Genomic DNA, 14,713 nt, shown 5'->3' with positions numbered 1-14,713 from the left:
GATCTCCCCGTCGGCATCTTCCGTGGAGGTGGCCTGGCCCAAGCGAATCGTCGCAGCATACACCTTGTCGTGGGCGACCAGATGCGCCAGCAACTTCGTGCCCCGGCCCACGCCCGCTACCAGCACGCCCGTGGCCAGCGGGTCCAACGTGCCCGCGTGGCCCACCTTGCGCGTGCTGAAGAAGCGGCGCAGCCTGGCGACGACGTCATGGCTAGTCATGCCTTGGGGCTTATCGACGACGACCAATCCGGAATCCGCCAAAGGGTCGTGCTGGGGTTCATGCTGGGGATGATTCATAGCTTTACAGTATGCCGTAATCTAATGGTCGTGGATATTTGGAACGGACTAGATGCAGTCCCCGACGAACTCGCTGCCTCGGTGGTCACCATCGGAGTCTTCGACGGGGTACACCGCGGTCACCAGCGCCTCATCGGTGAAGCTGTGGACACCGCACGCGAGGCAGGACTCCCCAGCGTGCTGATGACCTTTGACCCCCACCCTGTTGCAGTCTTCGCTCCAGAACGCACCCCCACGATGCTGACCACCCTTGAAGAGCGCGCCGAACTCGTCGCAGCCCTCGGCGTGGACAACCTGCTCGTCGTCGATTTCACCAAAGAACTCGCAGGAGTCTCCCCAGAAGCGTACTTCCGCCAGGTACTCGTCGACACGCTTCATGCTCACAGCGTGGCCGTCGGCGAAAACTTCACCTTCGGGGCAGGGGCGGAAGGCACCGCCGACACTATGTGCGAGCTGGGCAAGCGCCACGGCGTCAAGGTAGAGATCGTGGATTTGCTTGTCGACGACGACCACCGCGTCTCCTCCACCTATATCCGCGAGCGGCTATCCGCCGGCGATATCCCTGCCGCAAATGAGGCGCTGGGGCGGAACTATTCGGTGGAGTCTGAGATCGAACGCGGCGCAGGGCGCGGGGGCAGGGAACTGGGGTACCCCACCGCAAACCAGTACTTTTCCGAAAGCGTCGCCTTACCCGCCGACGGTGTCTACGCCGGGTGGTTCACGGTGCTTGACGACGAACCGATCGACGGCGACATGCTTCCCGGCCAGCGCTATCCGACGGCCATTTCAATCGGGACGAACCCGACCTTTGGTGACCATCGCCGTTCCGTGGAGTCATTCATTTTGGATCAGGAGGCGGACCTGTATGGGCGGATCGCCAAAGTGGAGTTCGTCGAAAAGGTCCGCGACATGGTGAAATTCCATTCAGTTGAGGAATTGCTGGAGAACATGGCGCGCGACGTGACCAACACGCGCGAGGTGCTTGGCCTACAGTAGGGTGTGTTCTTTTCAAATTTATAAGGAGGCCACCCCTTTTATGGCACGTAAGATCATCCTGGACTTGGACACCGGCATCGACGATGCCCTCGCGCTGGCATACGCGCTTGGCTCGGAGGAGCTTGAGCTGATCGGTGTGACCGGAACCTACGGCAACGTTCTGGTGGAAACCGGTGTGCGTAACTCGCTGGCGATTCTGGAACTGTTCGGCCGCACCGATGTCCCCGTGTTCGCCGGCCCCGACCATGCGCGTAAGCGTGATTCCTTCGAGGTGCTGGAGGTCTCCGAGTTCATCCACGGCGCCAACGGCATCGGGGAGGCTGAGCTGCCGGAGCCAAAGCGTGAGGTGGAGCGCAAGTCTGCCGTCGACTTCTTGGTGGAGTCCGTGCGTGAGTACGGCGATGACCTTGTGATCGTGCCCACCGGCCCATCCACCACCATCGCTGCGGCGATTGAGGCTGATGAGAACTTCGCGGCGAACGCGCACATCGTGATGATGGGCGGTGCCCTGACCGTTCCGGGCAACGTGTCCGCGTGGGCCGAAGCGAACGTGAACCAGGACCCAGAGGCCACCGACCTGCTGTTCAAGCAGGCGCAGGACGTCACGATGATCGGCCTGGACGTTACGCTGCAGACCTTGCTGACCAGCGAGGAAACGGCCAAGTGGCGCGCGCTGGGCACCACGGGCGGCAACTTCCTGGCCGATGCCACCGACTACTACATCAAGGCCTACGAGACGACCAGCCCACACCTTGGTGGCTGTGGCCTGCACGACCCGCTCGCGGTAGCCGTGGCAGTGGACCCGAACCTGGTGACCACCATCCCGATGAACATGAAGTGCGACACCGAAGGCGCCACCCGCGGCCGCACCATCGGCGATGAGACCCGGCTCAACGATGCCACCAAGACCGCCCAGGTGGCCGTCGGCGTGGAAGTGCAGCGGTTCCTGGATGAGTTCATGCAGCGCCTGACCGCTTTGGCCAAGGACACCCCGGCCGCCTAATCCGCGGAAGCCGTTTGGTTTTCGCTTCGACCTCAGGTAATGTTCCCTGAGGTCTTCCGCATGTGTCACTGTGGTCCACAGCAGTGCGCGCGGGTATAAGACTTTTTCCGAAGAATGTGGACTGAAATAAACAAGGAGTACATCTCATGGCATTGTCCACCGAGAAGAAGGCTGAAATCCTCAAGGAGTACGGCCTGCACGAGACCGACACCGGTTCCACCGAGGCTCAGGTTGCCCTGCTCACCGAGCGCATCAACAACCTCACCGAGCACCTCAAGTTCCACAAGCACGATCACCACTCCCGTCGTGGTCTGCTGCTGCTGGTCGGTCGTCGTCGCGGTCTGCTGAAGTACCTGGCAGACAACAACGTCGAGCGCTACCGTGAGCTGATCGCCCGCCTGGGTCTGCGTCGCTAAGAACGGTTCGCTTTTCGACGAACACCTACCACCTGTTTCCCTCTGTTTGAGAGGGGAGCAGGTGGTTTTTCTTTTGCGCTCTTCCACCCAGCAGCGCAAACTGCTGGATCTGAAATGTTGGAACAGGGGCGTGTGGCGGCCCGAAGCGGCTAAAAGCGCCCTAATCCAACAGTTCAGCTTCGACAGTTTGTCAGAATGGCGGAAACCCCGTGGCGAGCTGGGCACTCCACCAGCTGGCCTGATAGTATGGCGCAGGTTACCAAACATCTTTTAAGCGGCGGCACCGAAGATCGCCGGGATTGACCTAAAGGAAAGGGATCCTTCTTTGAGTAACTTCACTCCTGATAACTCCGTGGAATTCCATTTTGATGAGGATTACGGAATTACTGAAGCTGTAGCGTCTATCGATAATGGCGACTTCGGCACACGCACCATCCGTTTCGAAACTGGCCAGCTCGCACGCCAGGCTGGTGGCTCGGTGACCACCTACCTGGACGATGACAACATGTTGTTGGCCACCACCACCGCGTCGAACAACCCGCGCGAAAACTTTGACTTCTTCCCACTGACCGTTGATGTGGAAGAACGCATGTACGCAGCTGGCAAGCTGCCTGGTGGTTTCTTCCGCCGTGAGGGCCGCCCATCGACTGAGGCAATCCTCGCGTGCCGTCTGATTGACCGTCCACTGCGCCCAACTTTTGTGAAGGGTCTGCGCAACGAGGTGCAGATCGTGATCACCGTGCTGTCGCAGAATCCTGATGACTACTACGATGTCGTCGCAATTAATGGTGCTTCCGCTGCAACGCAGCTGTCCGGCCTGCCAGTCTCCGGCGCCGTCGGTGGCGTGCGTATGGCACTGATCGCTGATGACAAGCACCCAGAAGGCCAGTGGGTTGCGTTCCCGAACCACGAGCAGCACCAGCGTGCACTGTTCGAGATGGTTGTTGCAGGCCGCATGGTTACCCGCAAGCAGGGTCGCAAGAACGTGGACGATGTAGCGATCATGATGGTTGAGGCTGGCGCTGGTGTCAATGTGGTCGAGCAGGTCAACAACGGTGCGATCGCCCCAACCGAGTCGGTTGTCGCGGAGGGCCTGGAGGCTGCGAAGCCATACATCCAGACGCTGTGCGAAGCTCAGGCTGGTCTGGCGGAGCGCACCGCGAAGGAAACCGAGGAATTCCCACTGTTCCCTGACTACACCGAAGAGGTGTACAAGGCAGTGGACAAGAAGGCCCGCAAGAAGCTGGGCGATATCATGACCATCGCCGGCAAGCAGGACCGCGACGAGGCTTCCAACGAGCACATGGAAGACATCGAGGACGACTTGCTGGACAAGTTCGAGGATGATCTTGGCGAGGAAGCCGCCTCCAAGCAGATCCGCGCAGCATACAACGCCGTGATGAAGGACGTTGTGCGCGGCAAGATTCTGGCTGAGGGCTACCGCATCGACGGCCGCGGCACCACCGATATCCGCGATCTTGGCGTTGAGGTGGACCTCATCCCACGCGCCCACGGCTCCGCACTGTTTGAGCGCGGCGAGACCCAGATCCTGGGTGTGACTACCCTGGACATGCTGAAGATGGAGCAGCAGCTGGATTCGCTCCACCCGGAGACGTCCAAGCGTTACATCCACCACTACAACGTCCCGCCATACTCCACTGGTGAGACTGGCCGTGTGGGCTCCCCGAAGCGCCGCGAGATCGGCCACGGAGCGTTGGCTGAGCGCGCGCTTGATCCGGTAATCCCTTCGCGCGAGGAGTTCCCGTACACGATCCGCCAGGTCTCTGAGGCTTTGGGCTCCAACGGTTCTACCTCAATGGGTTCGGTCTGTGCCTCCACGTTGTCGCTGTACAACGCGGGTGTTCCACTGGCTGCCCCTGTCGCGGGTATCGCGATGGGCCTGATCTCTGGTGAGGTCGACGGCAAGACCGAGTACGTCGCCCTGACCGATATCTTGGGCGCGGAGGACGCGTTCGGTGACATGGACTTCAAGGTCGCCGGTACTCCGGACTTCATCACCGCTTTGCAGCTGGACACCAAGCTGGATGGCATTCCTTCGAAGGTTCTGGCAGATGCGCTGGAGCAGGCGAAGGAAGCACGTGAGGCGATCCTGGAGACCATGGCTGAGGTCATCGATGGCCCAGATGAAATGAGCCCGTTCGCACCGAAGATCACCACGATCAAGGTGCCTGTGTCCAAGATCGGCGAGGTCATCGGCCCGAAGGGCAAGACCATCAACCAGATCACTGATGACACCGGCGCAAATATCTCCATCGAGGATGACGGCACCGTCTTCATCTCTGCTGCATCCGGTGAGTCCGCTGATCAGGCGATTGAGAAGGTCAACTCGATCGCTAATCCGCAGATGCCGAAGGTGGGCGAGCGCTTCCTGGGCACCGTGGTGAAGACTGTCGCGTTCGGCGCGTTCGTGTCGCTGACCCCGGGCAAGGATGGCCTGATCCACATTTCCAAGCTCGGCGGCGGCAAGCGTATCGACAAGGTCGAGGACGTCGTCAACGTGGGCGACAAGGTCCAGGTTGAAATCGCAGATGTGGATAACCGCGGCAAGATCTCCTTGGTCCCAGTCGACGAAGACTAAGGCAGATCGCGCTTAACGACGAACGGCCGGCCCCTCCAGATGTGAGGGCCGGCCGTTTTTCGTCGATAAGCGAACTAGCTCTTAATGTCGATAACAAGGCGAGCGGGGTTCTCCAAGACGGTGACGCTGTAGGGGCGTGGCTTGTCCAGTCCAATGAAGAACTGAGAGTCCGCCTCAAAGGTGCCGCCGTAGGTAACACCCTGGATATTGCCGGCTGCCTTGTCCATCGGGCCGACGGACTTCAGCAGCGGGTTGTCGGTATTCATCATCGCGGCTGCGGTGCCGTGAACCATGACCTCTAGCGCGGCGGAGCCGGCAACATCGATGGGCAAGCCGGATGCTTGCTGCAGGGGTTCGTCGGTGTAACCCGCGTGGTAGCTGGGAAGGCCTTCGCCGGTGAACTCGAGGACGAAGCGGTCGAAGCCGTCGTGGGACCCGACGCGGATGTCTTTGATGTCCAGGTCTGCGTAGGCCCCGCCGTTGCTTTCCTCCCAGTTTGTTGTCGGGTCGGTGGATGCGGCCCCTAGCATGGCCAGGGCCGTGTCGTTGGAAGGTTCGGTGTCGACAGGCGAGGTCTCTGTGGAGGTTTCCGTGGTGGTGTCGGTGGTTTCGACGGGGGATGTCGCCGTCGTCGTCACGGTTTCTTGTGCTTGGTCTTGTGTTTGGGTGTCGTCGCTGGACGAACAACCCGCCAGCACGACGCCCGCAACCAGTGGGATGGAAATGAGTGCGAGTGTCTTGTGTTTCATAAGTTAAAGGTAACCCGAGACGCGGACCCAGGTAAAGGAATTGTCGCGATCGTAAGCGAATCGTTGCCTGGCACCGCCAGATGCCTGCCGCTGCCCCATATTGAAAGCGCGGGGAATAGACTAGGCGAAAGGAACGTGCGCGCGGCGCACCACAGCGAAAACAAGTTCGAAGGAGTACAACTATGGCAATTAAGGTAGGCGTTCTCGGCGCCAAGGGGCGCGTTGGTTCGGCGGTTGTCGCTGGTGTGAAGGCGGCGGATGACCTTGAGCTGGTCGCTGAGATTGATGCTGATGATTCCCTCGACGCCCTCGTCGATGCTGGCGCAGAGGTCATCGTGGACTTCACCACGCCCAATGCCGTGATGGGCAACCTCGAGTTCTGCATTAACAACGGCATCCACGCGGTCGTCGGCACCACCGGTTTCGATGACGCGCGTTACGACGAGGTCCGCGGCTGGTTGGAGAACAACCCGGAGGTCGGGGTGCTCATCGCCCCGAACTTCGCCATTTCCGCGGTGCTGGCGATGGCTTTCGCAAAGCAGGCAGCCCCATTCTTCGAGTCGGCGGAGGTTGTGGAATACCACCACCCGAACAAGCTGGACGCACCTTCGGGCACCGCAGTGAAGACCGCTCAGGGCATTGCCCAGGCGCGGAAGGAGGCCGGCATGGAGGCGATGCCGGATGCGACCGAGCAGGCGCTCGACGGTTCTCGCGGTGCCGATGTTGATGGCGTGAAGGTGCATGCCGTGCGCATGACCGGCATGGTCGCGCACGAGGACATTGTGTTTGGCACCAAGGATCAGACGTTGACGATCCGCCAGGATTCCTACGGCCGCGATTCCTTCGTCCCCGGCGTGCTCACCGGCGTGCGCAACGTCGAAGAGCACAAGGGCCTGAGCATCGGGCTCGATTCCTACTTGGGTCTGTAGGGGAGAGGTCACGATGGCGCAGCCAACTCGGCTTGATGTTCAGCTGATCGCGGCAACCCAGTTTTCTTCCCCGGACGATGTGGCGTGGCAAGCCGACGAGACGGCCACCGATGCCGAAGGCCTTGTCGAGTTCGCGGGGCGCGCGTGCTACGAAACCTTCGACAAGCCGAACCCGCACACGGCGACCAATGAGACTTACCTGCGGCACATCATGGAGGTCGGGCACCACGCGCTGCTGGAGCATGCGACCGCCACGATGTACATTCGCGGGCTGTCTCGCTCGGCGACACACGAGCTGGTGCGCCACAGGCATTTCTCCTTTTCGCAGCTTTCACAGCGTTTCGTGCATTCGAACACGAACCACGTGGTCGTGCCCGACCTCATCGCGCAGGACGAAGACTTAACCCGACTCTTTCTTCGCAGCGTCGATGAGTCCCGCTTCGTCTATGAGGAATTGCTGGACGCGCTGGAAGAGAAGCTTGCCGACGAGCCCAACGCCTTACTGCGGAAGAAACAGGCCCGCCAGGCTGCGCGCGCAATTTTGCCGAACGCCACGGAATCACGCATCGTCGTCACAGGCAACTACCGCACGTGGCGCCACTTCATCGCCTCGCGCGCCACAGAACATGCCGATGTGGAAATCCGCGGCCTCGCCATCCGTTGTTTAGAGATTTTAAAGCAGCAAGCGCCGACGCTTTTCGACGACTTCCTGGTCACAACGTTGACCGATGGGTCGAAAATGGCGGCGAGCCCCTACATTAACTAGCGAAAGAAAAGCGCATGCGCAACCCTTCTACTGTGGCGGGTTGCACACGCGACTAAGGAAGAAGGTAACCTTGAGCCTCATGGGCACTACTTTGACAGCACAGGTCGGAGCATCTGACTTCGGCACCGTCTGTGTCGCCATGGTCACGCCGTTTGACCGCGGTGGCGCACTTGATCTCGACGCAGGTCGAAAGTTGGCCGCCCACCTGGTGGATAACGGTATTGACTCGCTTGTCCTCGCAGGAACCACGGGGGAGTCGCCAACAACGACCACGGAAGAAAAACTGGCGTTGCTCAAGGCGGTCAAGGAAGAAGTAGGCGACCGGGCGAAGCTCATCGCCGGAGCCGGCACCAATGACACGCGCACCTCTATCGAGCTGGCGCAAGCCTCTGCGGAGGCTGGTGCTGACGCACTGCTGGTAGTCACCCCGTACTACTCGAAGCCCTCACAGGAGGGCCTGGTCCAGCACTTCACGGCCGTGGCCGGTGCGACGGATCTACCAATTTGCCTCTATGACATTCCTGGCCGCTCGGGTATCCCGATCGCAGGCGACACGATTCGTCAACTCGCGAAGCTTCCGACCATCAAGGCGATGAAGGATGCGAAGGGTGATATGTTTGAGGCAGCCCCATTAATTCAGGAAACTGGTCTTGCCTGGTACTCTGGCGACGACCCGTTGAACGTGCCATGGCTTGCGCTCGGTGCCACCGGCTTCATTTCGGTGATTGGGCATGCTGCGCCGGCACTTCTCCGTGAATTACACACAAGCTTTGAGGAAGGCGACCTCGCCCGTACTCGGGAAATCAACGCCAACACCATGCATGTGCTTGCTTCTCAGCAGGCGATTTTGGGTGGTGCAACATTTGCTAAAGCAGCCTTGCGTTTGCAGGGCTTGGATGTCGGGGAACCTCGTTTGCCGGTCGCTGCTGCTAGCGACGACCAGATCGAGGTTCTTCGAAATGATTTGAAGAAGGCTGGAGTCCTCTAAATATGAATGAACCCCGTAATCGGTCCCGAAAGGTCACGCGAAAGGCTGGCCCGCCGGAGACCGGAGACCAGGCGCCTGTATTCCAGGCTGCCGACGGTGCGAAGAAGGGTGACACGCCCAAGAAGAGCAACAACAATAACAACGGCAACAATAATAACAACGGAAATAACAACAATAACCGTGGCCGTCGCCGTCGTGGACGTGGTGGGCAGAACCGCCGCAACCCAATGAAGTCCATGCAGGGCACCGACATGACTAAGCGTCTGCCCGCCCCTCCGAAGGCCCCGCAGAATGGCCTGCGCATTTATGCCTTGGGTGGTATTTCTGAAATCGGCCGCAATATGACGGTCTTCGAATACAACGGTCGTCTGCTTATCGTGGACTGTGGCGTCTTGTTCCCGTCCTCGGGCGAGCCAGGCGTGGATCTGATCCTGCCTGACTTCGGACCCATTGAGAAGAAGCTGGATAAGGTTGAGGCCCTCGTCGTTACGCACGGGCATGAAGACCATATCGGTGCGATCCCGTGGCTGCTGAAGCTGCGCCCGAACCTGCCGATTTACTCGGCGAAGTTCACTAACGCGCTGATCGCGGCGAAGACGAAGGAACACCGTCAGCGTCCGAAGCTGCATGAGGTGAACAAGGACTCGGAGATCACCGTTGGCCCGTTCAACATCCGTTTCTGGACGGTGGGCCACTCGATCCCGGACGCACTGGGCCTGTCCATCCGCACTGGCGCGGGCCAGGTCATCATGACTGGCGATATCAAGTTGGATCAAACGCCTTATGACGGCAAGCCCACCGACCTGCCGGCCCTGTCGCGCTTTGGCGACGAGGGCGTGGATCTGATGATGTGTGACTCCACGAATGCCACCACCCCGGGATTCTCTGAATCTGAGGCCGGCATCGAGGAGAACTTCATCCGCCTGGTGCGTGAAGCAAAGCAGCGCGTCATCTTGGCGTCCTTTGCTTCCAACGTCTCGCGTGTGCAGATGGCCGTGAACGCTGCTGTCGCCGCGGGCCGCAAGGTGGCCTTCAATGGCCGCTCGATGATGCGCAACATGGAGATCGCCGAAAAGATGGGTCTGTTGAAGGCGCCGAAGGGCACCATCATCTCCATCGACGAGGCCTCCAAGGTGGCTCCGCACCGCGTGCTGCTGATTACTACCGGTACTCAGGGTGAGCCGATGGCTGCTCTGTCGCGCATGTCGCGTCGTGAGCACCGCCAGATTACGGTGCGCGAGGGTGACTTGATCATCTTGTCCTCCTCGATGATTCCGGGCAACGAAGAGGCCATTTTCTCCGTGATCAATAATTTGGCGCAGATTGGCGCCACCGTGATCACCAACAAGGATGCTCACGTGCACGCCACGGGCCACGGCTACTCTGGCGAGCTGCTGTTCCTGTACAACGCGGCACGCCCGAAGAACGCGATGCCGGTGCACGGCGAGTGGCGCCACATGCGTGCCAACAATGAGCTTGCAATCTCCACTGGCGTGAAGCGCGAGAACACCGTGCTGGCACAAAACGGCGTGGTAGTTGACTTGGTCAACGGCCACGCGAAGGTTGTGGGCCAGTACCAGGTCGGTCACCTCTACGTTGACGGTGAAACGATGGGTGAGGTCGAGGCCGACGTGCTGGCGGATCGCACCAACCTGGCTGCAGGTGGCGTCGTATCGATCACCGCTGTTATCGATTCGCGCACAGGCCGCCTGATGGAAAAGCCTGCCGTTTCGACCACGGGCTTCTCCGAGGACGACCGAGGTGTAGTGCCAGAGGTTGTGCAGCTTGTCGAAGACACGATGAACGATCTGGCAGCGGAGGGCGAAAATGACCCGTACCGTATGGTTCAGCAGCTTCGTCGTAAGGTATCCCGCGCCATCGAGCAGAAGTACAAGCGCGAGCCAGTCATTCTGCCGACCGTGGTTCCCGTGACCGAGGACGATACTCCGCTTGACGACGAAGACGTCCAGGCAGCTCGCGAGTCGCTCTAAGCGTCCTCGCATTAAAGCAGCCCACTAATTCATGCGCCTCAGCTATGCTGGGGCGCATGTCTTTTGCTGCAACAGAACGGTCGCGCCTTGCAGATACGCTGCTGCGCGTAGGCCCTAATGCCCCGACTTTGTGCCAGGGGTGGGAAACCCGCGACTTAGCGGAACACCTGTGCGTCCGTGAAAATAATCAGCTGGCGCTGATGCCCGGGGTGGGTAAAGTTTTCGCAGATAAAATTTCGAACCGTGATTATGCTGACCTGGTAAAGGACTGGGCAGCGGGGCCACCACTGTTGCTGAAGCCCGTCGATTCGATGATGAACACTGCCGAGCACTTTGTTCACCATGAAGATGTGCTGCGCGGCGACGGCGTAGCCCGGCCGCGCGAGTTCAGTAAGGCCGTGAACAAAGAACTGGCTCTGTTGGCTGGTCGCTTCGGCAAGCTGCTTCTGCGTTCGGCTCCGGTTCCCGTCGTCTTGTCGCCGACCACATTGCCACCGATGACGGTGGGGGATCGGCGTGGGGTGGCCGAGCAGGGGGACGCTGTTGTGCGGGTGGTTGGTGAACCGGGCGAACTGTTGCTGTGGGTTTTTGGGCGCGATGTTGTCGAGGTGACGGTATCCGGAGACCCGCAGCATATCGCGCAGTCAAGGGAGTAGGCCTGACGCAACGGGGCGTGTGATCATAAAAATGCGCATGTGCTCGGTGTGGCAAATGTGAACAATGTGATTACTGGGGTTATCCTTGGGGCATGTCTGTCAAGAATTCCCCGTCGCGCTCTACGCGTCGCTCTTCCAGCGGCCCGAAGAGCCGAGCAAGCGGTAGCAAGTCGACCCGTTCCACGAGTCGCACTACCCGTTTAGCACGCCCGCACTCCACCGCGACTACTCAACTGGCTGCAGACACAGCTGATGAGCGGGTGGGCTCCGCCTATAAGGCGGTTGGCTCCACATTCGGTGCGATCGCGCGCGGCACCGCTAGGGGATTGGGTTCCATGACACGAGGCGTTGCCTCTATCGGCTCGAAGGTTGGCCGACGACGCGACAACGAAGATCACGAGGACTACGAAGAACACAGTGAGTACGACGAGGGGGATAAGGACATCGCAGCGCAGGAAGAAACTACCGACGATTCTTACGACGAGTCTGGGGATGCTGACAACACCCAGGCCAGGGGAATTACCCGTGGCGGTGGATCCCATCGCGGGGATACCGTCGGACTTGTCCTGATCGGCCTGGCCGCCGTTCTTGGTGCATCAGTCTGGCTGGATATTGCCGGGCCGATCGGTGCTGCTATTGCTTCGGTGACCCACCTCATCATTGGTGCGGGCGCACTGGTCCTTCCAGTCGTACTCGTCGCCATTGCGATCATGCTCATGCTGGATTACCGCGCCGACAAAAACACAAAGACCCGCATCGGCGTGGGTGTTGTGCTGATCGCGGTGGCCATGCTGTCGCTGATGCACGTCTTCGCCGGTAACCCAGCGGAATGGGAGGCCCGAAAGATCGCTGGTGGCGCGATCGGTGCCTTCATCGGCGGGGGCCTGTCCGCCGGCTTTTCCTCCTATGTGGCCGTCCCACTGCTGATTCTGCTCATCGTCTATGGTGCGTTGATGATCACTGGGGTGACCGTACGCCAACTGTTCAGCCAGATCGGTGACTTTGTTTCCTCGATGGGCTCACGCAATTTCACCGACGATTCAGACGACGATGAAAAGGACTCTGACGACCGTTACGCCCATGTGGCCGAGGATGTCGACGACATCGCCGAGGGACGCAAACGCACCAGCGCAACGCGATCCTTCCGGTCGGCCCGCCCCAAGCGGCGCCGGGCGGTCTCCTCGCCGTTGGAGAACTACCCAGCGGATGAATCAGCACAGCAGCACACACTTTTCGCTGATCCCCGCGAGTCTGCGGAAGCGCCGAGCGATGAGTTCAACCCGAACGCGGAGCCAGAGCTCGACGATTCCGATGCGACCACGGTCCTGCCCGCGGAGCCAAAGCCAACTAAGCGTGCGACGTCGCGTCGTCGACAAGCGAAATCTGCCCCGGCACCGAGTGTCTCCCACGACGACACCGATGAAATTCCTGTGGTCGACGAACCGGCGGGAAACAGTTCGGCCGCGGTATCCACCTCGTTGGAAAAGACCCGCCAGGCGATCATCGCGCGATCGGGAATCGATGCCGGCGCAGTCCCAGCATCCACGCCGAAATCCGAACTAGAGAAGAGTGAGTCCGCCCCACAGGCGCGCACCCCAGAACCTGCCACCGACTACGTGCTGCCCTCGACCGACTTGCTGGTCGCCGGCGATGTGCCGAAGACGCGCACCGCGGCCAATGACCGCATGATCGAGGCCATCACCGAAGTCTTCGACGAGTTCAAGGTCGATGCTCAGGTCACGGGCTTCTCCCGTGGGCCGACAGTTACGCGCTACGAGGTCGAGCTAGGCCCTGGCGTGAAGGTGTCCAAGATTACGAACCTGCAGTCCAACCTGGCCTATGCCGTCGCGACCGATAACGTGCGTCTACTCACCCCGATCCCGGGCAAGTCCGCCGTGGGTATTGAGGTGCCGAACGCTGACCGCGAAATGGTGCGTCTGCGCGACGTCCTGGACGCGCCGAAGATCCGCGGGAATCACGACCCGATGCTGATCGGCCTGGGCAAGGACATCGAAGGCGAATTTGTCGCACACTCGGTGCAGAAGATGCCACACCTGCTGGTGGCGGGTTCTACTGGCTCCGGTAAGTCTGCGTTTGTGAACTCGATGTTGGTCTCGCTGCTCACGCGCGCAACGCCTGAGGAAGTCCGCCTGATTCTGGTGGACCCGAAGATGGTGGAGCTGACGCCTTATGAGGGCATCCCGCACCTGATCACCCCGATTATTACGCAGCCAAAGAAGGCTTCGGCCGCGCTGCAGTGGCTGGTGGAGGAGATGGAGCAGCGCTACCTGGACATGAAGTCCGCGCGTGTGCGCCACATTAAGGACTACAACGCGAAGGTTCGTTCCGGGGAGCTGCAGGCACCTCTGGGATCCGAGCGGGAGATGAAGCCCTACCCGTTTATCGTGTGTGTAGTCGACGAGTTGGCCGACTTGATGATGACCGCCCCGAAGGAAATCGAAGACTCGATCGTGCGCATCACCCAGAAGGCACGTGCCGCCGGTATCCACCTGGTGCTGGCGACCCAGCGCCCTTCGGTGGATGTGGTGACCGGCCTGATCAAGACGAACGTGCCTTCGCGCTTGGCGTTCGCTACGTCGTCCTTGACAGACTCCCGCGTCATCCTCGACCAGGCCGGTGCGGAGAAGCTGATCGGCATGGGCGATGGCCTCTTCATTCCTCAGGGTGCGGGCCGCCCACAGCGTATGCAGGGCGCTTTCGTCACCGACGAAGAGGTCCAAGCAGTTGTCGAGGCCGCCAAGAACCAGGCGGAGCCGAACTACGTCGAGAACGTGACGGAGGAGAAGGCCTCCGACAAGAAGGTCATCGACGATGACATCGGCAAGGACATGGACGATCTGCTCGAGGCCGTCGAGCTCGTTGTCACCTCCCAGCTGGGCTCGACCTCGATGTTGCAGCGCAAGCTGCGCATCGGCTTCGCCAAGGCAGGCCGACTGATGGACTTGATGGAATCGCGCGGAGTGGTGGGCCCCTCCGAGGGCTCCAAGGCCCGCGATGTGCTGGTCAAGCCCGAGGAGCTGGACACCATCATCTGGATGATTAAGGGCGCCGACCCGGCCGAAGCCCCCAAGGAAGTCCTTGAGGAGCAGGCGCTTAACGACGATGCCCCTGCCGAATCTGGTGACAGCGATACCGATGGCGGCGACGCAGACACCCGTGTTGTCCAAGCCACCTACAATCCTTCGGGCGGCGCCTTCTAAACCAGTTCGTTTTCAGTATTGTTGAACGCATGGATACTAAGAACACCTATCTTGATCTGATCAACCGTACTGAGGCACAGCTGGATAAAATCCCGGCGCTGA

Annotated in this window: 11 protein-coding genes and 1 pseudogene; 10 read left to right on the top strand and 2 right to left on the bottom strand. The window is 60.4% G+C overall.

The window, feature by feature from the left end; translation table 11 throughout:
• A pseudogene (locus ACHFGA_RS05590) lies at window positions 1-297 on the bottom strand (tRNA pseudouridine(55) synthase TruB); the annotation flags it as partial.
• Between the two features lie 30 nt (window positions 298-327).
• On the opposite strand from ACHFGA_RS05590, the gene ACHFGA_RS05585 reads away from it, so the two are divergent.
• The 4 genes from ACHFGA_RS05585 to ACHFGA_RS05570 all read left to right on the top strand — a co-directional run bounded on the left by ACHFGA_RS05585 (window position 328) and on the right by ACHFGA_RS05570 (window position 5,311).
• Window positions 328-1,293, top strand: coding sequence for a bifunctional riboflavin kinase/FAD synthetase (locus ACHFGA_RS05585; protein ID WP_394281432.1), 966 nt, complete (start codon window positions 328-330; stop codon window positions 1,291-1,293).
• A 40-nt stretch (window positions 1,294-1,333) separates the two neighbouring features.
• Window positions 1,334-2,296 carry a nucleoside hydrolase gene (locus ACHFGA_RS05580; protein ID WP_394281431.1) on the top strand — a complete coding sequence of 321 codons (963 nt, stop codon included), beginning with the start codon at window positions 1,334-1,336 and terminating at the stop codon, window positions 2,294-2,296.
• 146 nt (window positions 2,297-2,442) lie between these two features.
• Window positions 2,443-2,712, top strand: coding sequence for a 30S ribosomal protein S15 (gene rpsO, locus ACHFGA_RS05575; RefSeq protein ID WP_018581147.1), 270 nt, complete (start codon window positions 2,443-2,445; stop codon window positions 2,710-2,712).
• A 325-nt stretch (window positions 2,713-3,037) separates the two neighbouring features.
• Window positions 3,038-5,311: a polyribonucleotide nucleotidyltransferase gene (locus ACHFGA_RS05570; protein ID WP_394281430.1), complete on the top strand. Its 2,274-nt coding sequence runs from the start codon at window positions 3,038-3,040 to the stop codon at window positions 5,309-5,311.
• Between the two features lie 74 nt (window positions 5,312-5,385).
• Here ACHFGA_RS05570 and ACHFGA_RS05565 read toward each other — a convergent pair whose 3' ends face one another.
• A complete protein-coding gene (locus ACHFGA_RS05565) occupies window positions 5,386-6,060 on the bottom strand; it encodes a hypothetical protein (protein ID WP_394281429.1) in 675 nt (224 codons plus the stop codon).
• A gap of 182 nt (window positions 6,061-6,242) precedes the next feature.
• Between ACHFGA_RS05565 and dapB the strand changes: the two genes are divergently transcribed.
• From dapB to ACHFGA_RS05535, 6 genes are all read left to right on the top strand, one after another.
• Complete coding sequence (dapB, locus tag ACHFGA_RS05560) at window positions 6,243-6,989, top strand: 4-hydroxy-tetrahydrodipicolinate reductase (RefSeq protein ID WP_394281428.1); 747 nt, start codon at window positions 6,243-6,245, stop codon at window positions 6,987-6,989.
• Window positions 6,990-7,002: 13 nt separating this feature from the next.
• Window positions 7,003-7,755 (top strand): FAD-dependent thymidylate synthase, encoded by a 753-nt coding sequence (gene thyX / locus ACHFGA_RS05555; RefSeq protein ID WP_394281427.1) that lies wholly within the window; start codon window positions 7,003-7,005, stop codon window positions 7,753-7,755.
• A gap of 79 nt (window positions 7,756-7,834) precedes the next feature.
• Window positions 7,835-8,743, top strand: a complete 909-nt coding sequence (gene dapA / locus ACHFGA_RS05550; protein ID WP_394281426.1) for a 4-hydroxy-tetrahydrodipicolinate synthase — start codon at window positions 7,835-7,837, stop codon at window positions 8,741-8,743.
• A gap of 2 nt (window positions 8,744-8,745) precedes the next feature.
• Window positions 8,746-10,734, top strand: coding sequence for a ribonuclease J (locus tag ACHFGA_RS05545; protein ID WP_394281425.1), 1,989 nt, complete (start codon window positions 8,746-8,748; stop codon window positions 10,732-10,734).
• Between the two features lie 56 nt (window positions 10,735-10,790).
• Window positions 10,791-11,390, top strand: a complete 600-nt coding sequence (locus tag ACHFGA_RS05540) for a TIGR03085 family metal-binding protein (RefSeq protein ID WP_394281424.1) — start codon at window positions 10,791-10,793, stop codon at window positions 11,388-11,390.
• 92 nt (window positions 11,391-11,482) lie between these two features.
• Window positions 11,483-14,611, top strand: a complete 3,129-nt coding sequence (locus tag ACHFGA_RS05535; protein WP_394281423.1) for a DNA translocase FtsK 4TM domain-containing protein — start codon at window positions 11,483-11,485, stop codon at window positions 14,609-14,611.
• Window positions 14,612-14,713 lie beyond the last annotated feature (102 nt).

The organism is Corynebacterium sp. (assembly GCF_043426755.1).
Lineage (GTDB): Bacteria > Actinomycetota > Actinomycetes > Mycobacteriales > Mycobacteriaceae > Corynebacterium.
This window is presented reverse-complemented; position numbering and strand designations above follow the sequence as displayed.